The organism is Amycolatopsis sp. NBC_01286, assembly GCF_035982555.1.
In the GTDB taxonomy this organism is placed as follows: Bacteria; Actinomycetota; Actinomycetes; order Mycobacteriales; family Pseudonocardiaceae; genus Amycolatopsis.
In genome coordinates, this window is the sequence record NZ_CP108428.1 from 5,705,937 (window position 1) to 5,731,777 (window position 25,841).

A 25,841-nucleotide genomic window follows, 5' to 3' on the forward strand; every position below is an offset into this window, starting at 1 on the left:
GGCGATTCTGGCTCCCCGTGGCGGCGGCTGTCAAACAGCCGGCCAGGTGCGCTTCTTGTCCAGCGGCCGGGCGTAGGACCCGGCCCGGCTGGTCTTGAGGCCCAGCGCGACGAGCGACTCGGCGAGCCGGACGGCGGCGGCGACGCCGTCGATGACCGGGATGTCCAGCATCGTCGCGATCCGCCGGTCCAGCCCCGTCATCCCGGCGCAGCCGAGCACCAGGACCTCCGCTCCGGCGTCGCGCGCCCGGCGCCCGGCGGTCAGCAACGCCGACTCCGTGCGGCGTTCGTCCGTCAGCTCCAGCACGCCGAGGCCGGCACCGGTGACCGTCACGCAGTTCTGGGCGACGCCGGCGGAGTGCAGGCTGTCCTCGATCAGCCCGCACGTCCGGTCCAAAGTGGTCACGACGCCGTAGCGGCGGCCCAGCAGGCAGGCCAGGTGCGCCGCGGCCTCGGTGATGTCGACGACCGGGACGTCCAGCAGCTCGCGGGCCCCCTCGCGGCCGTGCTCGCCGAACCCGGCGAGCACGACCGCGTCGAACGGTTCTTCCAGGCCCCGCAGCAGATCGAGGACGGCGGCCGCCGAGAGGAAGCTGTCCAGCCAGCCCTCGGCCGACTCCGGGCCCCACTTCGGTGTCCGGGCGAGGATCTCGGTGCCCGGGCTCGCCGCGGCGCGGGCGCCGGCGCCGATCTCCTTCGTCATCGCCTCGGTGGTGTTGCAGTTGGTGACGACGATCCTCATCGCTGGTTCCGCGAGACCGCGAAGTACAGCAGCGCGGCCGTCGCCGTGCCGATGAACCACGAGTACGGCGCGGCCGGGGCGAAGTACGGCACCAGCGCGATCACCGCGGCGAGCGCGGCGGTCGGGAAGAACGCCACCAGGGCCCGCGGGTTCACCCGCGGGTAGAGGCCGCCGTCGACGAACAGCTGCGCGACGTCGACCTTGCCGCGGCGGATCAGGTAGTAGTCGACGATCATGATCCCGAACAGCGGCCCGAGGAACGCGCCGAGCCCGCCGAGGAAGTAGTTGACCACCGCGGGCGAGGAGTACAGCTTCCACGGCAGCACGCACAGCGCGGCGACCGCGCTGATCATCCCGCCGATGGTGAACGTGATCCGCTTCGGCCAGATGTTGGCCAGGTCGTAGGCGGGGGAGACGAAGTTCGCGACGATGTTGACGCCCATGGTGGCGATCGCGAAGGTCAGCGCGCCGATGATCAGCACCGGCGTGTTGTGCACCTTGGACAGCAGCTCGGCCGGGTCGGTGATGGCCTCGCCGAACACCTGCATGCTGCCCGCGGTGACGACGACCGACAGCAGCGCGAACGCCGTCGAGTTGATCGGCAGGCCCCAGAAGTTGCCGCGCCGCACGGTCTTCTGGTCCGGTGCGTTGCGGGAGAAGTCGCAGAAGTTGAGCATCAGCGTGCCGTAGGTGGCCAGGATCAGCCCGGCCGCGCCGAACCACTGCCGGATCTGCTCGCCGGTGGACAGCTGCTTGGGGCTGCTGGTGAACGAGATGTTCCAGTGGGCGGCGGCGAGGATCCACACGGCCAGCGCGATCATCACGACCCAGATCGCCGGGCCGCACCAGTCCTGGAACTTGCGGATCGACTCCATGCCGCGGGTCAGGATCAGCGCCTGGGCCGCCCAGAGCGCGACGAAACAGATCCAGCCGAGCGCGTGCAGGCCGAGGAAACCGTGTTCGGTCAACGGTTTCAGGCCCGGGTCGATGGCGAGCACGAGCAGTGTGATGGCCACGCTGGCGAGGTAGGTCTGGATGCCGTACCAGAAGATCGCGATGATCGCGCGGATCAGCGCGGGCAGGTTGGCCCCGAACGTGCCGAAGCTCAGCCGCGCGACGACCGGGAACGGCACGCCGGTGCGCTGGCCGAACCGGCCCATCAGGTTCATCCCGACGTAGATGATCACGAACCCGAACAGCAGGGCGGTGAACACCTGCCAGGCCGACAGGCCGAGCACGAACAGCCCGGCCGCGAAGGTGTAGTTGCCCAGGTTGTGCACGTCGGACATCCACAGCGCGAAGATGTCGTAGACCTTCCACCGGCGCTCTTGGGCGGGGGCGAGGTCTTCGTTCCAGAGCCGGGGGTCCGGCGGGGCGGGCGTCTCTTGTCCGGATTCGGTGAGCGGGGCGGCGGTCATGCGTGTGCCTCCGGTCGACGTACGGGGACGGAGATTTGGGATACCAAAAATTGGTATCCCAAATATCACCCCGGGGTCTTCGGCAGTCAACCCTCCCGTCGATAAACTCGTGTTACGTCCGGTTACGGAGATGTTGAGCGAGGGGAGCCCGGTGACGTCGGCGAGTGAACGGCAGCCCCTCGCGGCCACCCGGCAGCGGGTGCGCGAGGAGCTGCGGGAGCGGATCCTCACCGGGCGGCTGCGCCCGGGCGACCGGCTGGTCGAGCGCGAGCTGGCCGAGGACCTGGGTGTGTCCCGGGTGCCGGTCCGGGAGGCCATCCGCAGCCTGGAGGCCGAGGGGTTCCTCGTCGTCCAGTCACCGCGCCGGGTCGTCGTCCGGCAGCTGGCCCGGGTCGACGTCGAGGAGCTGTTCGACGTCCGGGAGGCCCTGGAGGGTCTCGCCGCCGGGCTCGCGGCGTCCCGGGCGGGCGCGGCCGAGCTGAAGCGGCTCGAGCGCGTCCTGGCCGACGCCGCCCGCGCGACGGCCCGCGGCGACGCGGCCCGGATCACCGTCCTCAACTCGCGCTTCCACGACGAGATCGTCGCCATCGCGGGCAACGCGCTGCTGACCACGATGCTGCAGCCCCTGGAGGGCCGGCTGCGCTGGCTCACGAGCCAGAACGAGCACTGGGCCGACCTGCTCGACGAGCACCGGCGTCTCCACGACGCCATCGCCTCGGGCGACGCGGACCGCGCGCACGCCGAAGCGGCCGAGCACGTGCGCGTCAACCGGACAGTGACGCTGAGGTCCCTTTTCGGGGACGACGAGCCGGGTGAGCGGCCGGCCGGGTGACTCCGGAGGTCACTCAAAGTGCCGGAAAGCTCACCCATTAACATGATCGTCGGCTCCCCGCTCCCTGAGCCGACGTGGCATATCCGACAGCGCGCGGGAGCTGGTCCAACAGGCGGCTCCCAGTGGGTACATGGGAAATTCACAGAATGGGCGGCAAACCTGACACCGTGATCAACGCCGAATCTGGTGCCGTGAAGGTGGCACGATGACGACCGCCCAGGCCACGCTCGAGGCCCCCGCCCGCGGCACGAGACCGGGCGGCAAAGCGCCCTACCTCCACCAGATCGACCTGTTCCGGTTGATCACCTTCGCCTGCGTGATCCTGATCCACGTGGTCGGCGCGACGAACTTCGCGCAGGACGTCGGGGCGAATGCCGTCGAGACCCCGCTGCACTTCACGCGTGAGGCGTTCTTCGCGCTGACCGGGTTCGTGCTGGTGTTCCAGAACCGCGGCCGCGAGCTGACGGCGGGTGATTTCTGGCGCCGCCGGCTGCCGCTGGTCGCGACGCCCTACCTCGCGTGGACCATGTTCTTCTGGGCGTATTCGCTGGTCACCGGCGGGCAGCAGCCCGGCTCGCTCGAGGCGTCGATGCGGCTGCTGCTGACCGACCTCGTCACCGGCGGCGCCTGGTACCACCTGTACTTCCTGCTCGTGACGATGCAGGTCTACCTGCTGTTCCCGTTCCTGATGAAGCTCCTGCGGGCCACTGCGGGCAAGCACCGGTGGCTGCTGCTGGGCAGCGGGCTGGTGCAGGTCGGCGTGGTCGCGTTCATGACCTACCAGCCGCTGGGCGTGAGCTACGAGACGATCACGCACCTGTACGCCACGATCCTGCCGTACCAGTTCTACACGCTCTTCGGCGCCGTGATCGCGATGCACTTCGAGACGGTGCACGCCTGGGTCGGCCGGCACCGGCTGCTGCTCGGCGGCGCGCTGGTGGCGGTGCTGGCCGGCACCGAGTGGTACTACCTCCGGACCGTCCACAGTGGAACGTTCCCGCAGGTGGCCAGCGACCCGTTCCAGCCGTACCTGATCCCGTGGTTCCTCACGGTCATCGCGGCGATCTACGCGTTCACCACGTGGTGGGCCGCGCGCCGCCGGGAGGGCGGCAAGGGTGCCCGGCTGGTCTCCTGGGCGGCGAACCGGTCGTTCAGCATCTTCCTGGTCCACCCGCTCGCGCTGGCCCTGCTCGGCCCGGTCATCCCGCACGTGGCGGAGCGCTTCGGCGCGCCGTGGCTCAGCGCGGTCATCTACGTCGCCACGATCGCGCTGACGATCGTCATCGTCGAGGTGCTGCGCCGGCTGCCGGGCAGCCGCGCGCTGACCGGGCGCCCCCGGCTGCGCTTGGCGAAGGTCGCCGCCTGACGCGTGGTCAGGGGCACAAAACGCCGTTCGGGCATGTCGCAGCATGCGGATCCGCGGCCTTCGGATATGCTGGCGGCCCGTGGGACTTCAGTCGCGGGCTACCAAGTACGTATTTGTCACCGGAGGCGTCGCCTCCTCTCTGGGTAAGGGACTCACGGCCTCGAGCCTGGGGCAACTCCTTACCGCGCGCGGGCTTCGCGTCACGATGCAGAAGCTCGATCCGTACCTCAACGTCGACCCCGGGACGATGAACCCGTTCCAGCACGGTGAGGTGTTCGTCACCGACGACGGCGCCGAGACCGACCTCGACATCGGGCACTACGAGCGCTTCCTCGACCGCTCCCTCGACGGCAAGGCCAACGTCACGACCGGCCAGGTCTACTCCGAGGTGATCGCCAAGGAACGCCGCGGCGAGTACCTCGGCGACACGGTGCAGGTCATTCCGCACATCACCGACGAGATCAAGTCCCGGATCACCGCGGCCGCCGAGCCCGACGAGGCCGGGAACGCCCCGGACGTCGTCATCACCGAGGTCGGCGGCACGGTCGGCGACATCGAGTCGCTGCCGTTCCTGGAGGCGTGCCGCCAGGTCCGCCACGACGTCGGCCGCGACCAGTGCTTCTTCCTGCACGTCTCGCTGGTGCCGTACCTGGCGCCGTCGGGCGAGCTCAAGACGAAGCCGACCCAGCACTCGGTTGCCGCGCTGCGCAACATCGGCATCCAGCCCGACGCGCTGGTCTGCCGGGCCGACCGGGAGATCCCCGAGGACCTCAAGCGCAAGATCGGCCTGATGTGCGACGTCGACAACGAGGCCGTCGTCGCCTGCCCGGACGCGCGGTCGATCTACGACATCCCGAAGGTGCTGCACCGCGAGGCGCTCGACGCCTACGTGGTGCGCCGCCTCGGGCTGCCGTTCCGCGACGTCGACTGGACGGTGTGGGGCGACCTGCTCGACCGGGTGCACAACCCGAGCGAGACGGTGAAGATCGCGGTCGTCGGCAAGTACATCGACCTGCCGGACGCCTACCTCTCGGTCACCGAGGCGCTGCGCGCGGGCGGGTTCGCGCACCGGGCCAAGGTCGAGATCGTCTGGGTCGCCTCCGACGACGCGCAGACCGCGTCCGGTGCGGCGTCCGTGCTGTCCGATGTGGACGGTGTGCTGATCCCGGGCGGGTTCGGCATCCGCGGCATCGAGGGCAAGGTCGGCGCGATCGAGTACGCCCGCACCCGCGGCGTGCCGCTGCTCGGCCTGTGCCTCGGCCTGCAGTGCATGGTCATCGAGGGCGCCCGGCACCTGGCCGGCATCACCGACGCCGGGTCGTCGGAGTTCGACGAGAACACCGAGCACCCGGTGATCTCGACGATGGCCGACCAGCGCGACGTCGTCGCGGGCGAACGCGACATGGGCGGCACCATGCGGCTCGGCGCGTACCCGGCGAAGCTCAAGCCGGGCTCGCAGGTCGCGAAGGCGTACGGCACCACCGAGGTGTCCGAGCGCCACCGGCACCGCTACGAGGTGAACAACGCCTACCGCAAGCAGCTCACCGACGCCGGCCTGGTGTTCTCCGGCACGTCGCCGGACGACCGCCTGGTCGAGTTCGTCGAGCTGCCCGCCGACAAGCACCCGTTCTTCGTCGGCACCCAGGCGCACCCCGAGCTGAAGAGCCGCCCGACCCGGCCGCACCCGCTGTTCAGCGCGTTCGTCAAGGCCGTGGTGGACCGCAAGGTCGCCGAGCGGCTGCCGGTCGAGCTGCCCGAAGCCCCCGTGGCCGCCCGGTGACCGCGCCGGGAGAGCACGAGTTCACCGTCGCCGCCAGCCGCGACGTCCACATCGGACGCGTCGTCGGCCTGCGGATCGACCAGGTGGTGATGCCGGGTGGCAACACCGCGGCCCGCGAGGTCATCGAGCACCTGGGCGCGGTCGCGATCGTCGCGCTGGACGAGGACCAGCAGGTCACGTTCGTGCACCAGTACCGGCACCCGATGGGGCACCGGCTGTGGGAGCTGCCCGCCGGCCTGATCGATCACCTCGGCGAGGACCCGGTCGGCACGGCGAAGCGGGAGCTCGTCGAGGAGGTCGGGCTGGCCGCCGCCGACTGGGCGACCCTGGTCGACGTCGCGGCGTCACCCGGCTTCACCGACGAGGTGGTGCGGATCTTCCTGGCCCGCGGACTGTCCGATGTGGAGCGTGACGTGCTCGGGGACGAGGAGGCCGACCTGGTCGTCCGCAAGTTCCCGCTGGCCGAGGCGGTCCGGATGGCCTTGGCGGGCGAGCTGGTGAACGGCGCCACGGTGTCGGGGGTGCTGGCCGCGCAGGCGGTGGTCACCGGCGGCGCGGAACCCCGCCCGGCCGACGCGCCGTGGCGCGACCGCCCGACGGCATTCGCCAAGCGACGCGAAGCCTGAGCTGTCCGCTGCGCCCCGGCCTCAGGGGCGCAGCGGGCGGCCTTCGGCGTCCAGGCCGCCGTTGGCCAGCAGCATGACGCCGTCGACGATCGGCCAGAGCACGCCGATCCCGGTCAGCAGGACCACGAGGAGCTGGAGCAGGCCCAGCCCGATCTGCCCGGTGTAGAACCGGCCGACGCCGAACGGCAGCACGATCTGGAGCACCCCGGCCACGGTCTTGGACCGGTAGGACGTCGGCATCGGCATCGGCATCGGCATCGGCGGCGCGTACGGCATCGGGACCGGCATGGAAGACGGCATCGGGGGCGGCCCGTACATCGGCAGCTGCATCGTCGGCTGCGTGTACATCGGCAGCTGCGGCGGCGCGAGGAACCCCGGGTGCGGCTGCGGCAGGTCGCGGAACAGCGGCCGTAACGCGCCCAGGGTCACGGCGGCGTAGGCGTCGGTCACCCGCGCCTCGTACTCGTCGGGGGTGATGCGGCCCATGCCGAAGTGGTCGGCGAGCAGTCTCGCCGCCTCTTCCCGCTCGGCCGTGCCGATGCGGAGCTCGTCGGACTCCATGAAATCCAAGGTAACCGCGCGAAGCTGAGAACGGGGTTTCTCCCGGGTCACGGTGCCCGCACGGCCTAAGGTGACCGGCGTGGCCTCCAGCCCGCACCGCACGGCCGACGTGATCGCCGCCTACCTCGACCACCTGGTCGTCGAACGCGGGACCGCGCGCAACACCCTCGACAGCTACGCCCGTGACCTGCGCCGCTACGCCGCGCACCTCGACGGCTCCGGCGTCGCGGAGATCGCCGACATCACGGCCGCCCACGTCACCTCGTTCGGCGCCGCGCTGCGCGAAGGCGACGCCGAGCACCAGCCGCTGGCCGCGTCGTCGGCCGCCCGGGCGCTGGTCGCCGTGCGGGGCCTGCACAAGTTCGCGCACGCCGAGGGCGTCACCGAGCACAACCCGGCCCGCGAGGTCCGGCCGCCGACGCCGGCGAAACGGCTGCCCAAGGCCCTGCCGGTCGACGACGTGCTGCGGCTGCTGGAGACCCCGGCGCCGGACGGCGAACGCGCGCTGCGCGACCGGGCGCTGCTGGAGCTGCTCTACTCGACCGGCGCCCGGATCTCCGAGGCCGTCGGCCTCGACCTGGACGACGTCGACGACGACGAACGCACCGTCCTGCTCGACGGCAAGGGCGGCAAGCAGCGGCTGGTGCCGGTCGGCCGGCCCGCGATCGCCGCGCTGCACGCCTACACCGTCCGCGCGCGGCCCGTGCTCGCCGCGCACGGCCGCGGCACCGCGGCGATGTTCCTCAACGTCCGCGGCAGCAGGCTTTCGCGGCAGAGCGCGTGGCAGGTCCTCAAGGACACCGCCGAGCGCGCCGGGATCGCCGCCGCCGTCTCGCCGCACACGCTGCGCCACTCCTTCGCCACGCATCTGCTCGAAGGCGGCGCGGACGTCCGCGTCGTGCAGGAACTGCTCGGCCACGCGTCGGTGACCACGACGCAGGTGTACACGCTGGTCACGGTCAACACGCTGCGCGAGGTCTACGCGACGGCGCACCCCCGGGCGTTGGGCTAGCCGGCCCAACGGCGGCGCCACAGCCCTCCTAACCTGGACCGACGGCCGACTGACATTGCCCCCTCGGGTCCGGCGCGTTGCTTTGCCGGGGCTCCGAGTCCGCGCATAGGCTGCCCCGGACGCCACGGACAAGGAGCCTTCTCGCCATGTCGACACCGAACCAGCCGGCCGTACCGGCCGCGTCCGCCGGGTCGGCCGCGGCGAACCTCCAGCACGTCACCATCGCCACCCCCGCCCACCACGACGGTGACGAATCGAGAGAGCGCAACGGGCGGAAGGTGAAGCTCGAGGGCATCGGGCCGACCGGCCGCCCGATCCGCGAGATCCCCGAGCCGCCGCCGCTGGAGCGCCACGGCCCGGCGAAGATCATGGCGATGTGCAACCAGAAGGGCGGCGTCGGCAAGACGACGTCGACCATCAACCTGGGTGCCGCGCTCGCCGAGTACGGCCGCAAGGTGCTGCTCGTCGACTTCGACCCGCAGGGCGCGCTCGCCGTCGGTCTCGGCATCCAGCCGCACGAACTGGACCACACGGTCTACAACGCCATCATGGAGCGGGCCGTCAGCGCCACCGACGTGCTGCTGAAAACCCGCGTCGACGGCGTTGACCTGCTGCCGAGCAACATCGACCTCTCCGCGGCGGAGGTCCAGCTCGTCGCTGAGGTAGGGCGCGAACACACGTTGTTACGGGTCCTTCGTCCGGTCATGAACGACTACGACTATGTTCTTGTCGACTGCCAGCCCTCGCTCGGCCTGCTCACGGTGAACGCGCTGACCGCCGCGGACGGCGTGATCATCCCGTTGGAGTGCGAGTTCTTCAGTCTGCGAGGTGTAGCGCTCCTGATCGACACGATCGAGAAGGTGCAGGAACGCCTCAACCCCAAACTGGACATAGTCGGGATTCTCGCCACCATGTACGACCCGAGAACCCTGCACTCGAAGGAGGTCATGGCTCGCGTGGTGGAGGCATTCGGCGAGATCGTGTTCGACACGGTCATCAACCGCACGGTGCGGTTCCCCGAGACGACGGTCGCGGGTGAGCCGATCACGACCTGGGCCCCCAAGTCGGCCGGCGCGGCGGCGTACCGCCAGCTGGCTCGCGAGGTGATCGGTCGGTGAGCAGGCGCGCTTCCCTGCCCGGAGCGTCGGAACTCTTCCGCATCACCTCCAGCCCCGCTCTCGACCTGCCGCCCCAGACGTCGCCCGCGCCCGCCGAACCCGTCGAGAACGGCAACGGCAAGGCGGGCCACGGCCGCACGGAGCAGCTCGCCCGCAGCGGCGACGCCCCGCACGGCTCCGGCCGGACCAAGCACGACGCGAAGATCACCGTCTACGTCTCCGGTGACGAGCTGGTCGCGATGGAGCAGGCCCGGCTGACGCTGCGGGCCAAGCACGAGCTGGTCGTCGACCGCGGCCGGCTGGTCCGCGAGGCCGTCGCGGTGCTGCTGGCCGACTTCGACGCGAACGGCGAGGACTCGGTGCTGGTGCAGCGGTTGCGGGTGGTCGGCTCAGACGGCGGCGAAACCGAGGGCTGATGGACACCCCGGCATCGGCCGAAACGCCGCCGGAGCCGGTCGGAGAGGCCCCTGAGGAACCGACCCCCGACGACCCGGCCCCGGACGAGCAACCGCACGAACACCAGACGGTGCACGGCGGCATGGTCCCCGAAGGCCTGGCCAACGAGGAACTGAGCACGTCGAAGTTCAAGGTGCGGCTGGCCAACTTCGAGGGGCCGTTCGACCTGCTGCTGCAGCTGATCTCGCAGCACCAGCTCGACGTCACCGAGGTGGCGCTGCACCGGGTCACCGACGACTTCATCGCCTACACCCGGGCGCTGGGCACGGACTGGAACCTCGACGAGACGACCGAGTTCCTGGTCATCGCGGCGACCCTGCTCGACCTCAAGGCCGCGCGGCTGCTGCCGTCGGCCGAGGTGGAGAACGAGGACGACCTCGCCCTGCTCGAGGCCCGTGACCTGCTGTTCGCCCGGATCCTGCAGTACCGCGCGTACAAGCAGGTGGCGGCGTTGTTCGGCGAGCTGGAACAGGGCGCGCTGCGGCGGTACCCGCGGTCGGTGGCGCTGGAGGAGCGGTTCGTCGGGCTGCTGCCCGAGGTGATGCTGGGCGTGACGCCGGCGAAGTTCGCCGACATCGCCGTCACGGTGTTCAAGCCGAAACCGCCGCCGACGGTGTCGATCGCCCACATCCACATGGGACGCGTGTCGGTGCGCGAGCACGCGGCGCTGCTGCGGGTGATGCTGGCCGAACGCGGCCAGGCGACGTTCAGTGAGCTGGTCGACGACTGCGAACACACGGTCGAGATCGTGGCGCGGTTCCTGGCCCTGCTGGAGCTCTACCGCGAGGCGACGGTGCAGTTCGAGCAGTCGGAGGCGCTGGCCGAGCTGCACGTGCGCTGGACCGGCGGATCGCAGGAAGAAGCCTCCGTGGCGGCCGAGCAGGATCTCGCTGCCGACGCCGCCGGAGACGAGGAGGAGTACGGGTGAGCCCCGAAGACAACGACCGGGTCCGCGACGACGACGTGGCGGCCGAGATCGCGGCGCCGGAGCCGCCGGCGAGTGAAGAACCCGCCGAGGCCGCGGCGGAGCTGGCCCTGGACGAGGCCCTGTCCGGCGAGCCGGTGACCGAGGACGGCGACCCGGTGGAGCCGCTCGTGGAGCCGGCCGCCGCTGAAGAGACCGCTGCCGACGAGCCCGCGGTCGCGGAGGCGGTGGTCGAGGAAGTCGCCGCCGAGGAGCCTCCTGCCGACGAGGTCGCGCCGAACCAGGCCGCGGCCGATGCCGTCGCGCCCGCGCAAGCCGCCGCCGAGCCTGCTGAACCCGCGGCCGTCGACGATCCCGCGTCGGATCTCGTCGCCGCCGGGGATGCCGACTCGCTGCCCGACATCACTTCCGACGAGGCTCTCGAAGCCGCGCTCGAGGCGCTGCTGCTGGTCGTCGACTCGCCCGCGAGCGAGGAATCCCTGGCCGACACCCTGCAGCAACCCAAGGCCCGGATCATCGTCGCGCTGCGCACCATGGCCCAGAAGTTCACCGACCGGACCAGCGGGATCGACCTGCGGCGCGTCGGCGAAGGGTGGCGGTTCTACACTAGAGACGTCTATGCCCCGTTCGTGGAGAAGCTCCTGCTGGACGGCCAGCGGTCGAAGCTGACCCGGGCCGCGCTGGAGAGCCTCGCCGTGATCGCGTACCGGCAACCGGTGACCCGTTCCAGGGTCGCCGCGGTGCGCGGCGTGAACGTGGACGGTGTCATCCGGACGTTGCTCGCGCGCGGCCTCATCGGCGAGATGGGGACCGACCCCGAGACGACCGGGACGCTGTACGTGACGACCGAGCTGTTCCTGGAGCGACTGGGGCTGTCGTCACTGAACGACCTGCCGGCCATCGCTCCGTTGCTACCCGAAGTGGACACCATCGATGACTTCCAGTGAACACCCCGACGGCATCCGGCTGCAGAAGGTGCTGTCGCAAGCCGGGGTCGCCTCCCGGCGCGCGGCGGAGGACCTGATCGCCGCCGGCCGGGTCGAGGTGAACGGCGAGGTCGTCACCGAGCAGGGGCGCCGCGTCGACCCGGACGTAGCGGTCATCCACGTCGACGGCACCCGCGTGAACCTGCGCGACGACCTGATCTACCTGGCGCTGAACAAGCCCAAGGGCGTCCACTCGACGATGTCGGACGACCGCGGCCGCCCCTGCGTCGGCGAGTACCTGATGGGCCGGTACGAGGAGACGCCCGGCGTCGTGCACGTCGGCCGGCTCGACGAGAACACCGAGGGCCTGCTGCTGCTGACCAACGACGGTGACCTCGGCCACCGGCTGATGCACCCGTCCTACCAGGTGCTCAAGACCTACCTGGCCGAGGTCGACGGCCTGGTGCCGCGCGGGCTCGGCAAGGAGCTGCGCAACGGCTGGGAGCTGCCGGACGGCCTGGTGAAGGTCGACCAGTTCCGCGTCAAGGACATGCACTCCGGCAAGTCCCTGGTCGAGCTGGTGATCCACGAGGGCCGCAAGCACATCGTGCGGCGGCTGCTCAAGGACGCCGGGCACCCGGTGCTCAAGCTGGTCCGCACCGCGATCGGCGACGTCCAGCTCGGCAACCAGCGCGTCGGCTCGATCCGGCGGCTGACGAAGGGCGAGGTCGGCGCGCTCTACCGCAACGTCGAGCTCTGACCCGGCTTTCGGGCCCGGCTGTCACCGCACGGCGCTGACGAACCCGCCGGCGGTCTGATCGTCGGAGGCCGGGCGGCCGTAGTCCTCGGCCAGCTCGGCGCGGGTGTGCGTGGTCGGCCGCCAGCCGTGGTCGCGCAGCCACTCCGGCGCGCGGCCGCCCAGCCCGCCGAGCCACAGGCGCGTGACGCGCTCGCCGGTCGGGGTCGCCCGCGCCCGGGCCAGCAGCCCGTCCGCGGTGTCGGTGGGCCGGTGCTCGAACGACACCCGGCTGCCTGGCGCCGACAGCTCGCTCACCGTGGTGAGCAGCTTGCCGGCGTCTTCGGCGGACAGGTAGACGAGCAGGCCCTCGGCCAGCCACGCGGTCGGGACGCCGGGGTCGAACCCGGCGTCCCTCAGCGCGCTCGCCCAGTCTTCGCGCAGGTCCGCCGGGACGACGACCCGCTCGCACGACGGTTGCGCGCCCTGCCCGGTCAGCACCTGGTCCTTGAAGGCCAGCACCTCCGGCAGGTCCAGCTCGAAGAGCCGGACCCCCGGCGGCCACGCCAGCCGGAACGCGCGTGCGTCCAGCCCGGCCGCGAGCAGCACCACCTGGGCACACCCGGCGTCGAGCAGGTAGTCGTCGTAGAACCGCGTGCGGATCGCCACCTGGGCGGCGAAGAGCGGGCCGAGGCCGTCCCGCGTCCCGTCGCCGGGCTCGGGCAGCACCGAGCGGCCCGCCTCGTAGAACGCGGTGGCGTACGGGTCGTCGAACAGCCGGTCCGGACGGCGGCTTTCCAGGGCGCGTAACGCGGCGACGCCGACGGCCGTGCGGCCTACCGCGGGCAGGGACTCCGTCATGACGCCAAGCTACGCCCGACTTTCCGCCGTGGCGGGAACGATCTCCGGCTCGTAGCGTGACGCGCATGCGATCCGGTCTGGTGTGCGGAATCCTCGCGGTGGTCCTGTTCGGCGCGCTCGCCCCGGCCGTGGCCGCGGCGCCCCGGGCGAGCGAACCCACCTACGACTACACGAAGGCGATCCGGGAGACCGTCTGGGTCGACATCGGCCGCGACGGCGACGGCGACGGCAAGCCCGACCGGGTCGCCGCCGACATCGTGCGCCCGGCCGAGCCCGCGGCGCAGGGCACCAAGGTGCCGGTGATCATGGACGCCAGCCCGTACTACTCCTGCTGCGGGCGCGGCAACGAGAGTGAGCTGAAGAGCTACGACAGCGCCGGGAAGCCGGTGAAGTTCCCGCTGTTCTACGACAACTACTTCGTGCCGCGCGGGTACGCGGCGGTGCTCGTCGACCTGGCCGGGACGAACCGGTCGGCCGGCTGCGCGGACGTCGGCGGCCCGTCCGACGTCGACTCGGCGCGCAAGGTGGTCGACTGGCTGAACGGCCGCGCCACCGGGTACAGCGCGAAGACCGGCGGCAGCGCCGTGACGGCGGGCTGGAGCACCGGGAACGTCGGCATGATCGGCAAGTCCTACGACGGCACGATCGCCAACGGCGTCGCCGCGACCGGGGTCGCCGGGCTGAAGACGATCGTGCCGATCTCGGCGATCAGCTCCTGGTACGACTACTACCGCTCCGACGGCGCGTCGTTCGGCTCGAACCCGGCCGGGCTGGCGCAGACCGTCGAGTCGGCCAACAGCGGGCAGAACTGCTCGGCGCAGAACCAGGCCCTGAGCACGGGAGCGACCGCGAACGGCGACTACGGGCCGCTCTGGGCCGCACGGGACTACGTCACCCAGGCGCGCAACGTCCACGCCAGCGTGTTGCTTTCGCACGGCGTCAACGACCTCAACGTCAAGACGATCAACTTCGGGCAGTGGTGGGACGCGCTGGCCGCCAACCACGTCGAGCGCAAGATCTGGCTCGCGCAGACCGGGCACGTCGACCCGTTCGACTACCGCCGTGCCGACTGGGTCGACCTGCTGCACCGCTGGTTCGACCACTACCTGCTCGGGATCGACAACGGCGTCCAGAACGGCCCGATGGCCAGCGTCGAGCGGCAGCCGGACCAGTGGGTGGACCAGACGGCGTACCCCGCCGCGAACGCCGTGGCGACGGCGTTGCGCCCGCAGGCGGGCGGCAAGCTCGGCACCGCGGCGGCGCCGGGTACGGCGTCGTTCACCGACAACCCGAACGTGGGCGAGGACACCTGGGTGACGAACCCGGGCAGCGCGGCGCTGACGTACTCGACCGGGACGCTGACGTCGGCCCTGCAGGTGTCCGGGACGTCTTCGCTGACGGTCACGGCGACGCCGAGCACGTCGTCGGCGCGGGTTTCGGCGGTGCTCGTGGACCTCGGCGCGGCGACCATCCGCAACTTCGCGGGCAGCGGCGAGGGCATCAAGACGGCGACGACGGAGAACTGCTGGGGCTCGTCGACGGCGGGTGACGACGGTTGTTACCGCGTGACCTCCGCGGACGTGAAGAAGGTGAACTACACGATCCTCAGCCGCGGCTGGGCGGACCTCGCGAACTACGCTTCCCTGACGCAGGAACGGGTCCTGACCCCGGGGACGGCGTACACGATGACGTTCCGCCTGGCCTCGACGGACCACATCGTGCCGAAGGGCCACGCGCTGGCCCTGATCATCGGCGGCACGGACGGCAGCTTCATCCGCGGCCCGGCCCAGCCCGGCCGGCTCACCCTGGACCTGGGGAAGACGTCGATCTCGGTCCCGCTGGCCGGAGTCCTCCCGGCAGCCTCGACCCACCCGACCCCCGATGGCGGCGCGTTCGTACCGTCGGCAGGCCGGGCGGAGCTGGGCTGAAAGCCGTGAAGGCCTCCTTCCCGGCCATAAGAGCCGGTAAGGAGGCCTTCACGGCTTTGCGCCGACGCTAGCTCGCTTCGGCGGGAGCGGTGCGCGTGGCCGACTTTCGTTGCAGCGCCCGGGCTATCGGCTCGACGACGCGGGCGGCCGTCGGGCCCAGGATGGCCATCAGCAGGACGTACGCCGTCGCCAGTGCGGCCAGTTCGCCGTCCACCGCGCCCGCTGTCACCGCCAGGCCCGCGATGACGATCGAGAACTCGCCCCGGGCCACCAGCGACGCCCCGGCTCTGGCGCGGCCCATCTTCCCGATGCCCTGGCGGCGCGCGGCCCACCAGCCGGTGGCGACCTTCGTCAGCGTCGTGACCACCGCGAGCACCACGGCCCAGCCGAGCACCGGCGGGATCGACGCCGGGTTCGTGTTGAGGCCGAACACCACGAAGAACACCGCGGCGAACAGGTCCCGCAGCGGCTCGAGCATGTGCGTCGCGTTCTCGGCCGTCGAGCCGGAGATCGCGATGCCGAGCAGGAACGCGCCGACCGCGGCCGACACCTGCATGGCCGACGCGATGCCCGCGACCAGCAGCGCGGCGCCGAGCACCTTGAGCAGGAACACCTCGCGGTCCGGGCTGTCGACCGCCGCCGAGACGTACCGGCCGAACTTGAGCGCGATCACCAGGACCACGGTGATCACCAGCAGCGAGATCCCGACGGCCTCCATGCCGCCGAGCAGCGAGACGCCGCCCAGCACCGCGGTGAGGATCGGCAGGTAGAGCGCCATCACCAGGTCCTCGAACACGAGGATCGACAGCACCACCGGCGTCTCGCGGTTGCCGAGCCTGCCGAGGTCGCCGAGGACCTTGGCGATGATCCCGGACGACGAGATGTACGTGACGCCCGCCATCACCATCGCGCCGACCGGGCCCCAGCCCAGCAGCAGCGCCACGGCCGCGCCGGGGGCGGCGTTGAGGACGATGTCGACCAGCCCGGCCGTCCACGAGCGGCGCAGCCCGGTGAACAGCTCGGCCGCGGAGTACTCCAGGCCGAGCAGCAGGAGCAGCAGCACGACGCCGATTTCGCTGGCCAGGTGCGTGAAGCCGCCGATGTCGGTCAGCGGGATCAGCCCGCCGGAGCCGAAGCAGAGGCCGCCGAGCAGGTAGAGCGGGATGGGGGAGAGGCCGATCTTCCCGGCCAAGCGCCCGAGCACGCCCAGCACGAAGAAGACCGCCCCCAGTTCGATCAGGGACAGCGCGGTGTGGTCCATCGTGCGCTCAGCCGTACTTCAGGATCTTGACGGCGGCCTCGAGGCCCTCGCTCGTGCCCACCGTCACCAGCAGGTCGCCGCCGGTGAGGGTGAAGTCCGGCGTCGGCGACGGGTGCACCTGGCCGGCGCGGGCCACCGCGACCACCGAAACCCCGGTGCGGGTGCGCATCGCCGTGTCGCCGAGCGTGCGGCCGTCGAACGGGCCGGACGGCTTGATCGGCAGCTGCCGGGTGCTGATCCCGGGCAGGTCCCGGTGCTCCTCGGTCAGCTGCGCGACGAGCTGGGGCGCGCCGAGCAGGTTGGCCAGCGCGCCCGCTTCGTCGGCGCTCAGCGGGATCGAGGCGACGCAGGTGTCGGGATCGTCGGTCTTGGAGACGATCAGCTCGAGGTGTCCGTCCCGCTGGGTGACGACGCCGATGCGGCGGCCGGTACGGGTGGCGAAGTCCTTGCGGACCCCGATGCCGGGCAGGGGGGTTACTTCGACGTTCACCCAACCACCGTAACCCACGTGTCCGATTCGCGACTTTCAGCCGAGAAGGAGCAGGCCCGCCGCGATGACCATCACGAGGGCGGTCAGGCCGTGGACGCTGTACGCGATGGCCTTCTTCCCGCCGTGGCGCAGCACGATCAGCATGTCGAAGACGGGCCAGACGGCCGCGACGAGGATGACCCAGCCGAGTGCGTGCGGGTCGCCGTAGATCATCAGGGCCAGCGGGATCAGCCCGGCCCCGATGTCACGGCCGCCCTTGACGTTGAGGAAGCTTTCGGCGTTTTCGGGGACCTCGGTGAACCCGAAGCCCGCGGCGATCTTGGCCGGCGCGAAGAGGTAGTTCAGGCCGACGTAGATGATGCCGAGCGAGACGATCGCCACGAGGACGTAACCGGCGATGAGCATGGTGTTTCCCTCCAGTCAGCTAGCGGCGCTAGCAATACTAGCAACGCTAACTTAGCGACGCTAGATTGTCTAGCAGTGCTAGTATCGCCGTCATGACCCAGCGACAACGGCGAGTGCGCGACCGGTCCGAGCGCGGGCAGCGGATCGTCTCCGCGGCCCGGGAGCTGGCCGAGGCGGAGGGCTGGGACGCCGTCACCACCCGGCGGCTCGCGGCGCTGATCGAGTACAGCCAGCCGGTGCTCTACAGCCACTTCCCGGGCGGCAAGGACGCGATCATGGCGGCGGCCGCGCTGGAGGGCTTCACCGAGCTGGCCGCGGTGCTGGCCGCCGCCCGCGAAGGCGGTGTCGCCGGGGTCGCGGGCGCGTACGTCGCCTTCGCCGACGCCAAGCCCGCGCTCTACGACGCGATGTTCACGCTGGCCTCGGACCTGCCCTTCGCGCGGGACGACACGCCGCCCGTGCTCCAGGAGGCCTTCGCGGGCCTGTACGCGGTGGTCGAGCCGGTGGCCGGCAGCCAGCAGCCGGGCACGCTGACCGAGGTGTTCTGGGGCGCGCTCCACGGGCTCATCACGCTGGACCGCGGCCACCGGCTCTCCCCGGAGAACCACGCGGAGCGGCTGGCCGTGGTGGTCGCCCGCTTCGGCGCGCCCGGAACCTGACGCCGTAATGCCGTGAGGGGCACCTTCAGGGACTTATAAGCCATGAGGGTGCCATTCACGGCATTCACGGCTTCGCGCTCGGCGGCGGCGCGGGGCGGCCGGGCCGGGGCTCGCGTACCCGGACGGTCGGCTCGCGTACCTGGAGGGTCGGCTTGCGTGCCCAGACGGTCGGCTCGCGTGCTTGGAGGGTCGGCTCGTGTGTCTGGAGGGTCGACACGGTCGAGGCGCTCGCTCAGGGGCGGGTCCCGCCCCGAAGCCGATGCCGTGAAGGTGCCCTTCACGGCGTTGCGCTCGGAGGCCTAGGCGTCCCGACTGATCCCGTTCGCACCGCGCCCGGCAGAATGGGGTACGGCCCGAACGAGACGAGAACGCGAGGAGAGTGCCGGTGACGGGAGCCCTACGTGGTGTGGTCGCGCTGGACGGCCCGTCGGGGACCGGGAAGACCACCGTCGCGCGCAAGCTCGCCCAGCGCCTCGGCGCGGGCTACCTCGACACCGGCGCGATGTACCGGATGGTCACCCTCGCCGTGCTGCGCGCCGGGGTCGACCCGGCTGACGCCGACGCCGTCGCCGACCTGGCCGGCCGCGCCGACTTCGCCATCGGCACCAGCCCCGACCGGCCCGAGATCCGGCTGGCCGGCAGCGACGTCGCCGCCGACATCCGCGGCCCCGAGGTCACCAAGGCCGTCTCGCCCGTCTCGGCCGTGCCGCACGTGCGCGAGCTGCTCGTGGCGCGGCAGCGGCGGATCATCGGCGAGGTGCTGGACACCGTCGGCGGGATCGTCGTCGAAGGCCGCGACATCGGCACCGTCGTCGCGCCGGACTCGCCGCTCAAGGTCTACCTGACCGCCTCGGCCGACGTCCGCGCGTCGCGGCGCAGCACCCAGGACTCCGCGGCCGGGCGCAAGTCGTCGGTCGCCGACGCCCTGGCGAGCGTCGAGCGCCGCGACCACCTCGACTCGACCCGCGTGACGTCGCCGCTGCGCGCGGCCGAGGACGCCGTCCCGGTCGACACGTCCGAGCTGTCCATCGACCAGGTGATCGTCGCGCTCAGCGAGCTCGCCAGCCACCGCGGCCTGCTGGTGGGGTGCAACGCCGAGGTCGCGCGATGAAAGCTGGGTCCTCTGGGGCCGAGCCCCAGGCCCCGGCCGGGGGGCAAGCCCCCCTGGACCCCCCGAAAAGATCGGCGGCCGGACTGCCCGAGGGCTCCGTCGGCTGGCTCCACGAGGCCGGCCGGATCTTCGGCCGGTACCATTTGCGATCGGCCTTCCGCATCCGTGTGCACGGCCGTGACCGCATGCCCGCCCGCGGGCCGGTGCTGGTGATCGCCAACCACAGTTCGATGATCGAGCCGCAGCTGATCTTCGGAATGCTGCCGCGGCGTTCGGCGTTCCTGGTCAAGGCCGAGCTGTTCAAGGGCGTGGCCGGCCGGTTCCTCGTGGCCATCGGGCAGATCCCGGTCAAGCGCGGCGCGATCGACCGGAAACCGCTGCTGACCGCGGTCGGCGTGCTCAAGGACGGCGGGGTCGTCGGGATCTTCCCGGAGGGCACCCGCGGTGCCGGGGACGTCGGCGCGGCCGAACGCGGCGCGGCGTGGCTGGTCCGGGCGTCGGACGCGGTCGTGCTGCCGGTGGCGACGCGCGGGACGCTCAAACCGGCGGACGGCAAGCGGCGCTGGCGCCCGCGCGTGGACATCCTCGTGGGGGAGCCGTTCACGCCGAAGGTCGGACCCGGGAAGACCGGGCTCGACCAGGGCACCGAGGAGCTGCGCGGCGAGCTCGCGGCGCTCGTGAAGACTTTGGACGATTGGCGTACCGAAAACGGTTTCGTTACGCCATAAGGGAAATTGGGTAGTGATGGCTGAGTTTGATTCCGCCTCCGCGGGAGAGAGTACGTCGGCGGCGATCGACGGCGTCGGCGAGATCGACGGCACCTGGTCCGACGAGACCGAGTTCGCCAGGCTCGACGCGCAGATCGAGGCGGCGGAAGCGGCCGAGGAGGCCGCGCTCGCGCAACCGGTGCTCGCCGTGGTCGGGCGGCCGAACGTGGGCAAGTCCACGCTGGTCAACCGCATCATCGGCCGCCGCGAAGCCGTGGTGCAGGACGTGCCGGGCGTCACCCGCGACCGCGTCGCCTACGACGCCTACTGGGGTGGGCGCAAGTTCACCCTGGTCGACACGGGCGGCTGGGAGCCGGACGCGACCGGGCTGCAGGCCTCCGTCGCCGCGCAGGCCGAGCTGGCCATGCAGACGGCCGACGCGATCCTGCTGGTGATCGACGCCTCGGTCGGGGCCACGGCCACCGACGAAGCCGCCTCCAAGGTGCTGCGCCGCTCGAAGAAGCCGGTGCTGCTGGTGGCGAACAAGGTCGACGACGACCGGCTGCTCGCGGACACCGCGTCGCTGTGGTCGCTCGGCCTCGGCGAGCCGCACCCGGTCAGCGCACTGCACGGCCGCAGCTCCGGCGACCTGCTCGACGCCATCCTCAAGACCCTGCCCGAGGCGCCGCGCGAAGGCGTCGCGGCGACGTCGGGCCCGCGGCGTGTCGCGCTGGTCGGGAAGCCGAACGTGGGCAAGTCGAGCCTGCTGAACAAGATCTCCGGCGAAGAGCGCTCGGTCGTCGACTCGGTGGCCGGCACCACGGTCGACCCGGTCGACTCGCTGGTCGAGCTGGACGGCGAGACCTGGCGGTTCATCGACACCGCGGGCCTGCGCAAGCGCGTCAACTTCGCCGCGGGCGCCGAGTACTACGCCTCGCTGCGCACCAAGACCGCGATCGACGCGGCCGAGGTCGCGGTCGTGCTGCTGGACGCGGCCGAGCCGATCTCGGAGCAGGACCTGCGGGTGCTGACCATGGTCGTCGAGGCCGGGCGCGCGTGCGTGCTGGTGTTCAACAAGTGGGACCTGGTCGACGAGGACCGCCGCCACGCCATGATCCGCGAGCTGGAGCGCGGCCTGGTCCGCGTCCCGTGGGCCGAGAAGGTCAACGTCTCGGCGCTGACCGGGCGGTCGGTGCGCAAGATCGCGCCGGCGCTGCGGACCGCGCTGAAGTCGTGGGACCAGCGGGTGCCGACCGGCCAGCTCAACGCGTGGCTGTCCGACCTGATCGCGGCCACCCCGCCGCCGGTCCGGTCCGGCAAGCAGCCGAAGGTGCTGTTCGCGACGCAGGCCGGCATCCGGCCGCCGACGCTGGTGCTGTTCACCACCGGCTTCCTCGAGGCGGGTTACCGCCGGTTCATCGAGCGGCGGTTCCGCGAGCAGTTCGGCTTCGAAGGCAGCCCCGTCCGGGTGAATGTGCGCATCCGCGAAAAGAAGGCCCGGCCGAAGGCCGGCGGAAAAGCGGCCAGGCCCGCCAAATCCCGGTGATTTCCTGACCCGTTCCGGCGAACCCGCGGGCCCGGACGGACGACTCGCGTGTCTCGACGGACGACACGTGTGCCTGGATGGACGACACGGCGCCCGGACGAATCTTCGGCCGGGCGCCGGGTCGACCGGCCGATCACGCGTGTGACCTGCTTCGCACCCGGGTTCGTCCGGGGCGTGAGGTCCGACACTCCGCCGTGACCCAGGAGATATCTTTCCTTGATCCGCGGGTATGGTTGAGGGTCGTTGCGGGCGCCTCATTCCGGAGTGCAAGCCCGATAGAGGCTCGCGGAAGGTGAGTGATGGGCTTGCGCGCCCATAGTTCGTTGCTGCACGTCTTCGTCACGCTCGGGGTGTCCGGGCGATGACCGTCACCGCAGAACCTGGTGCACCGGCCGAATCTTCGTCGGAAATCACCGCGCCGCTGCCGTGCGTCGCCGAGGTGACGCACGCGCCGTCGACCGCTCCGGTCGCCGACCGCGCCCTCTTCTGGTCCGGGCTCGGCGCGAGCGAGCGCACGCTGCTCGACGTCCTCGCCGCCACGGCCGAGCGCCACCCCAACGCCGCCGCGATCGACGACGGCACCACCACCCTGACCTACCGCCGGCTCCTCGAAGAGATCGACGTCTACGGCCGCCGCCTGCGCGGGTACGGCGTCGGCGTCGGGGACCGCGTCGGCGTCCGGATCTCCTCCGGCACCGCCGAGCTGTACGTCGCGATCCTCGCCACCCTGTCCGTCGGCGCCGCCTACGTGCCGGTCGACGCGGACGACCCGGACGAGCGCGCCGAGCTGGTCTTCGAGGAGGCCCAGGTCGCGGCGGTCGCCACCGACGGCAAGATCAACGTCCACAGCACGCCCGGCGGGCGCGAGGGTGTCCCCGGCCCGGCCGACGACGCCTGGATCATCTTCACCTCCGGCTCCACCGGCAAGCCCAAGGGCGTCGCGGTCTCGCACGCCTCCGCCGCCGCGTTCGTCGACGCCGAGGCCGAGCTGTTCCTCACCGAGGAGCCGATCGGCCCGGGCGACCGCGTGCTGGCCGGGTTGAGCGTCGCCTTCGACGCCTCCTGCGAAGAGATGTGGCTGGCCTGGCGCCACGGCGCCTGCCTGGTGCCGGCGCCGCGCGCGCTGGTCCGCACCGGCGTCGACCTCGGCCCGTGGCTGGTCGCGCAGAGCATCACCGTCGTCTCCACCGTGCCGACGCTGGCCGCGCTGTGGCCCGCCGACGCCCTCGAAGACGTCCGCCTGCTCATCTTCGGCGGCGAAGCGTGCCCGCCGGAGCTGGCCGAGCGCGTCGCCGTCGAAGGCCGCGAAGTCTGGAACACCTACGGCCCCACCGAAGCCACCGTCGTCGCCTGCGCCGCGCAGCTGACCGGCGAGGCCCCGGTCCGGATCGGCCTGCCGCTGTCGGGCTGGCAGCTGGCCGTGGTCAACGACGACGGGCAGCCGGTCGCCATGGGCGAGACCGGTGAGCTCGTCATCGGGGGTGTCGGCCTGGCCCGCTACCTCGACGCCGAGAAGGACGCCGAGAAGTTCGCGGCCCTGCCGTCGCTGGGCTGGCAGCGCGCCTACCGCTCGGGCGACATGGTCCGAGCCGAGCGCGAGGGCCTGCTGTTCCTCGGCCGGCTCGACGAGCAGGTCAAGCTCGGCGGCCGCCGCATCGAGCTGGGCGAGGTCGACGCCGCGCTGCAGGCCCTGCCGGGTGTGCAGGGCGCGGCCGCCGCGATCCGCCGCACCAAGGCCGGCAACCAGGTCCTCGTGGGGTACGTCGTCCCGGCGCCCGGCGTGCCTTTCCGGCAGGACGAAGCCGCGACCCGGCTGCGCGAGCACCTGCCCGCCGCGCTGGTGCCGCTGCTCGCCGTCGTCGAAGACCTGCCCACCCGCACGTCCGGCAAGGTCGACCGCAACGCCCTCCCGTGGCCGCTGTCCACAGTGGACGCCGCCGGGCTGTCCCCGACGCAGGCGTGGCTCGCCGAAGGCTGGGCCGAGATCCTCGGCGTGTCGGTCGACGACCCGAAGGCCGACTTCTTCACCCACGGCGGCGGCAGCCTGACCGCCGCCCAGGTCGTCGCGCGTATCCGCACCCGCCACCCGCAGGTGTCGGTCGCCGACATCTACTCCTACCCGAAGCTGGGCGCACTGGCCGCGATGCTGGACGCGCTGAGCGGCCAGGCCACCGAACGCCGGGACATCGCGCCGACGAAGCGCCGTGCCGGGGTGATCCAGACGCTGCTGATGGTCCCGCTGATGGGGCTCGCCGGCCTGCGCTGGGCGACGCTCGCCGCCGCGCTGTCGAACGTGCTGTCGCTGCTCGGCTTCGCCTGGGCGCCGACGCTGAACTGGGCGTGGCTCGTGCTGGCCTGGGCCGTGCTGTTCAGCCCGGCCGGGCGCATCGCGATCGCCGCGGGCGGCGCGCGCGTGCTGCTCTCCGGCGTGCGGCCCGGCACCTACCCGCGCGGGGGCAGCGTCCACTTGCGCCTGTGGACGGCCGAGAAGCTCGCCGAGTTCAGCGGCGCGGACAGCGTCGCCGGCGCGTCCTGGATGACGACCTACGCCAAGGCCCTCGGCGCGCGCATCGCCAAGGACGTCGACCTGCACTCGCCGCCGCCGGTCACCGGGTTCCTCAAGCTGGGTCGCGGTGCCGCCGTCGAGCCCGAGGTCGACCTGTCCGGCCACTGGGTCGACGGCGACCGCGTGCACATCGGCAAGGTGCGCATCGGCGCGGAGGCCCGGATCGGCGCGCGCAGCACGCTGTTCCCCGGCGTCCGCATCGGCAAGGGCGCGGAGATCGCGGCCGGGTCGACCGTCCGCGGCGCGGTGAAGGCCGGCCAGCACTGGGCCGGCTCGCCCGCCGCGCCCGTCGGCAAGGACGGCAAGGACGCGAAGGACGCGCTGAAGTGGCCGTCGAGCCGCCCGCCGCGGTCGCACTTCTGGGCCGCGGTCTACGGCGTGACCTCGGTGCTGCTCGGCTTCCTGCCGGGCCTGGCCGCGCTCGCGGGCGTGGCGGTGCTGGGTCACGCGATCGCCGGCGCCCCGACGCTCCTGGCCGCGTTCACCCAGGCGCTGATCTTCGTGCCGGTCGCGACCGCCGCGTACTTCCTGACGTACATGCTGTTCGTGCTCGCCGGCGTCCGGGCGCTGAGCATCGGCATGGTCGAGGGCTACCACCCGGTCCACGGCCGCGTCGCGTGGCAGGTCTGGGCCACCGAGCGGCTGATGAGCATGGCCCGCGAAGGCCTGTTCCCGTTGTACGCCAGCCTGTTCACGCCGGTGTGGCTGCGGCTGCTCGGCGCCAAGGTCGGCCGCAACGTCGAGGCGTCGACGGTGCTCGCGCTGCCGAAGATGACCCAGGTCGACAGCGGCGCGTTCCTGGCCGACGACACCATGGTCGCCACCTACGAGCTCGGCCACGGCTGGCTGCACGTCGCCCCGGCCCGGATCGGCAAGCAGGCCTTCCTCGGCAACTCGGGGATGACCGCGCCCGGCCGTTCGGTGCCGAAGCGCGGGCTCGTGGGTGTGCTGTCCTCGACGCCGTTGCGGGCGAAGAAGGGCTCGTCGTACCTCGGCATGCCGCCGCTGCCGGTGCGCCGCGCGATCGGCGACGCCGACACGAGCCGCACCTACACCCCGGCGCTGCACCTCAAGGCGGCCCGGGCGCTGGTCGAGCTGTGCCGGATCATCCCGGTCATGTGCGGGGTCGCGCTGAGCGTCACCGTCGCGTTCGGCCTGCTGCAGGCCGCGTCGGTGTTCGGGTTCGGCGTCGCCGTGCTGCTCGCGGGGCCCGCCCTGCTGGCCGCCGGGATCGTCGCGGCGCTGACCGCGACCGTCATGAAGTGGCTGCTGGTCGGGAAGTTCCGCGAAGTCGACCACCCGCTGTGGAGCTCCTTCGTCTGGCGCAACGAGCTCGCCGACACCTTCGTCGAGACGCTGGCCGTGCCCTGGCTGATCGGGTCCCTCGGCGGCACGCCGCTGCTGGCGGCCTGGCTGCGCACGATGGGCGTCAAGATCGGCCGCGGCGTGTGGCTGGAGACGTACTGGCTGCCCGAGGCCGACCTCGTCGAGCTCGGCGACGGCGCGACCATCAACCGCGGCTGCGTCGTGCAGACGCACCTGTTCCACGACCGGATCATGAGCATGTCGCGGGTGACCCTCGACGAGGGCGCGACGCTCGGCCCGCACGGCATCGTGCTGCCGGGCGCGAGCATCGGCGCGCGCACCACGGTCGGCCCCGGGTCCCTGGTGACTCGCGGCGACGAGGTGCCGCCCGACTCCCGCTGGCTCGGCAACCCGATCTCCGCCTGGACGGGCAAGTAGGTCACGAAGTCACCACCCGGCTCGCACGGAATCACCCCTCCGTGCGAGCCTGGTTCGAAGTACGCGC

General features: G+C 71.7%; 23 protein-coding genes. 16 read left to right on the top strand and 7 right to left on the bottom strand.

Going from position 1 to position 25,841, the window contains the following annotated elements; all coding sequences use genetic code 11:
- Nucleotides 1-30 precede the first annotated feature (30 nt).
- Both OG570_RS27470 and OG570_RS27475 read right to left on the bottom strand, forming a co-directional pair.
- A complete protein-coding gene (locus OG570_RS27470) occupies nucleotides 31-741 on the bottom strand; it encodes an aspartate/glutamate racemase family protein (protein ID WP_326951149.1) in 711 nt (236 codons plus the stop codon).
- Nucleotides 738-2,159: an NCS1 family nucleobase:cation symporter-1 gene (locus tag OG570_RS27475; protein WP_326952078.1), complete on the bottom strand. Its 1,422-nt coding sequence runs from the start codon at nucleotides 2,157-2,159 to the stop codon at nucleotides 738-740. Before OG570_RS27475 ends, OG570_RS27470 begins: the two co-directional genes overlap by 4 nt.
- A gap of 130 nt (nucleotides 2,160-2,289) precedes the next feature.
- Between OG570_RS27475 and OG570_RS27480 the strand changes: the two genes are divergently transcribed.
- The 4 genes from OG570_RS27480 (at nucleotide 2,290) to OG570_RS27495 (ending at nucleotide 6,763) form a co-directional block, all read left to right on the top strand.
- Complete coding sequence (locus OG570_RS27480; protein ID WP_326952079.1) at nucleotides 2,290-2,991, top strand: GntR family transcriptional regulator; 702 nt, start codon at nucleotides 2,290-2,292, stop codon at nucleotides 2,989-2,991.
- Nucleotides 2,992-3,196: 205 nt separating this feature from the next.
- Nucleotides 3,197-4,357, top strand: coding sequence for an acyltransferase (locus tag OG570_RS27485; protein ID WP_326952080.1), 1,161 nt, complete (start codon nucleotides 3,197-3,199; stop codon nucleotides 4,355-4,357).
- Between the two features lie 79 nt (nucleotides 4,358-4,436).
- Nucleotides 4,437-6,137, top strand: coding sequence for a CTP synthase (locus OG570_RS27490; RefSeq protein ID WP_247053961.1), 1,701 nt, complete (start codon nucleotides 4,437-4,439; stop codon nucleotides 6,135-6,137).
- Entirely contained in the window at nucleotides 6,134-6,763 is a 630-nt protein-coding gene (locus OG570_RS27495; protein ID WP_326952081.1) for an NUDIX hydrolase, read from the top strand. The genes OG570_RS27490 and OG570_RS27495 overlap by 4 nt, the downstream gene beginning before the upstream one ends.
- A 21-nt stretch (nucleotides 6,764-6,784) precedes the next feature.
- Here the strand turns inward: OG570_RS27495 and OG570_RS27500 are convergent, their stop codons facing one another.
- Nucleotides 6,785-7,324 carry a DUF1707 domain-containing protein gene (locus OG570_RS27500; protein ID WP_326952082.1) on the bottom strand — a complete coding sequence of 180 codons (540 nt, stop codon included), beginning with the start codon at nucleotides 7,322-7,324 and terminating at the stop codon, nucleotides 6,785-6,787.
- Nucleotides 7,325-7,433: 109 nt separating this feature from the next.
- On the opposite strand from OG570_RS27500, the gene xerD reads away from it, so the two are divergent.
- The 6 genes from xerD to OG570_RS27530 all read left to right on the top strand — a co-directional run bounded on the left by xerD (nucleotide 7,434) and on the right by OG570_RS27530 (nucleotide 12,521).
- Nucleotides 7,434-8,336 carry a site-specific tyrosine recombinase XerD gene (xerD, locus tag OG570_RS27505; RefSeq protein WP_326951588.1) on the top strand — a complete coding sequence of 301 codons (903 nt, stop codon included), beginning with the start codon at nucleotides 7,434-7,436 and terminating at the stop codon, nucleotides 8,334-8,336.
- Nucleotides 8,337-8,482: 146 nt separating this feature from the next.
- Complete coding sequence (locus tag OG570_RS27510) at nucleotides 8,483-9,454, top strand: ParA family protein (protein ID WP_247053955.1); 972 nt, start codon at nucleotides 8,483-8,485, stop codon at nucleotides 9,452-9,454.
- The gene (locus tag OG570_RS27515; protein ID WP_247053953.1) at nucleotides 9,451-9,870 is read left to right on the top strand and encodes a cobyrinic acid a,c-diamide synthase; all 420 of its coding nucleotides are present in this window, start codon (nucleotides 9,451-9,453) and stop codon (nucleotides 9,868-9,870) included. Before OG570_RS27510 ends, OG570_RS27515 begins: the two co-directional genes overlap by 4 nt.
- On the top strand, nucleotides 9,870-10,838 hold the full coding sequence (locus tag OG570_RS27520; RefSeq protein WP_442788190.1) for a segregation and condensation protein A: 969 nt from the start codon (nucleotides 9,870-9,872) through the stop codon (nucleotides 10,836-10,838). Before OG570_RS27515 ends, OG570_RS27520 begins: the two co-directional genes overlap by 1 nt.
- Entirely contained in the window at nucleotides 10,835-11,782 is a 948-nt protein-coding gene (scpB, locus tag OG570_RS27525; protein ID WP_326952083.1) for an SMC-Scp complex subunit ScpB, read from the top strand. The genes OG570_RS27520 and scpB overlap by 4 nt, the downstream gene beginning before the upstream one ends.
- Nucleotides 11,769-12,521, top strand: coding sequence for a pseudouridine synthase (locus tag OG570_RS27530; RefSeq protein ID WP_247053949.1), 753 nt, complete (start codon nucleotides 11,769-11,771; stop codon nucleotides 12,519-12,521). The genes scpB and OG570_RS27530 overlap by 14 nt, the downstream gene beginning before the upstream one ends.
- A gap of 21 nt (nucleotides 12,522-12,542) precedes the next feature.
- On the opposite strand, the gene OG570_RS27535 is transcribed toward OG570_RS27530, so the two are convergent.
- Entirely contained in the window at nucleotides 12,543-13,358 is an 816-nt protein-coding gene (locus OG570_RS27535; RefSeq protein WP_326952084.1) for a class I SAM-dependent methyltransferase, read from the bottom strand.
- Nucleotides 13,359-13,423: 65 nt separating this feature from the next.
- Between OG570_RS27535 and OG570_RS27540 the strand changes: the two genes are divergently transcribed.
- Nucleotides 13,424-15,286 carry a Xaa-Pro dipeptidyl-peptidase gene (locus OG570_RS27540; protein ID WP_326952085.1) on the top strand — a complete coding sequence of 621 codons (1,863 nt, stop codon included), beginning with the start codon at nucleotides 13,424-13,426 and terminating at the stop codon, nucleotides 15,284-15,286.
- Between the two features lie 67 nt (nucleotides 15,287-15,353).
- Here the strand turns inward: OG570_RS27540 and OG570_RS27545 are convergent, their stop codons facing one another.
- From OG570_RS27545 to OG570_RS27555, 3 genes are read right to left on the bottom strand one after another with little or no spacing between them, the layout of a single operon-like run.
- Nucleotides 15,354-16,547 carry a cation:proton antiporter gene (locus OG570_RS27545; protein WP_326952086.1) on the bottom strand — a complete coding sequence of 398 codons (1,194 nt, stop codon included), beginning with the start codon at nucleotides 16,545-16,547 and terminating at the stop codon, nucleotides 15,354-15,356.
- 7 nt (nucleotides 16,548-16,554) lie between these two features.
- The gene (locus tag OG570_RS27550; RefSeq protein ID WP_247053941.1) at nucleotides 16,555-17,037 is read right to left on the bottom strand and encodes a cation:proton antiporter regulatory subunit; all 483 of its coding nucleotides are present in this window, start codon (nucleotides 17,035-17,037) and stop codon (nucleotides 16,555-16,557) included.
- 36 nt (nucleotides 17,038-17,073) lie between these two features.
- The gene (locus tag OG570_RS27555) at nucleotides 17,074-17,442 is read right to left on the bottom strand and encodes a DUF4267 domain-containing protein (RefSeq protein ID WP_326952087.1); all 369 of its coding nucleotides are present in this window, start codon (nucleotides 17,440-17,442) and stop codon (nucleotides 17,074-17,076) included.
- A gap of 92 nt (nucleotides 17,443-17,534) precedes the next feature.
- Between OG570_RS27555 and OG570_RS27560 the strand changes: the two genes are divergently transcribed.
- The 5 genes from OG570_RS27560 (at nucleotide 17,535) to OG570_RS27580 (ending at nucleotide 25,774) form a co-directional block, all read left to right on the top strand.
- Entirely contained in the window at nucleotides 17,535-18,101 is a 567-nt protein-coding gene (locus tag OG570_RS27560) for a TetR/AcrR family transcriptional regulator (RefSeq protein ID WP_326952088.1), read from the top strand.
- 406 nt (nucleotides 18,102-18,507) lie between these two features.
- Nucleotides 18,508-19,212: a (d)CMP kinase gene (cmk, locus tag OG570_RS27565; RefSeq protein WP_326951586.1), complete on the top strand. Its 705-nt coding sequence runs from the start codon at nucleotides 18,508-18,510 to the stop codon at nucleotides 19,210-19,212.
- A 125-nt stretch (nucleotides 19,213-19,337) separates the two neighbouring features.
- The gene (locus OG570_RS27570) at nucleotides 19,338-19,940 is read left to right on the top strand and encodes a lysophospholipid acyltransferase family protein (RefSeq protein ID WP_256476009.1); all 603 of its coding nucleotides are present in this window, start codon (nucleotides 19,338-19,340) and stop codon (nucleotides 19,938-19,940) included.
- A 16-nt stretch (nucleotides 19,941-19,956) separates the two neighbouring features.
- A complete protein-coding gene (gene der / locus OG570_RS27575) occupies nucleotides 19,957-21,465 on the top strand; it encodes a ribosome biogenesis GTPase Der (protein ID WP_247053933.1) in 1,509 nt (502 codons plus the stop codon).
- A 361-nt stretch (nucleotides 21,466-21,826) separates the two neighbouring features.
- The gene (locus OG570_RS27580; protein WP_326952089.1) at nucleotides 21,827-25,774 is read left to right on the top strand and encodes a Pls/PosA family non-ribosomal peptide synthetase; all 3,948 of its coding nucleotides are present in this window, start codon (nucleotides 21,827-21,829) and stop codon (nucleotides 25,772-25,774) included.
- Nucleotides 25,775-25,841: the final 67 nt, after the last annotated feature.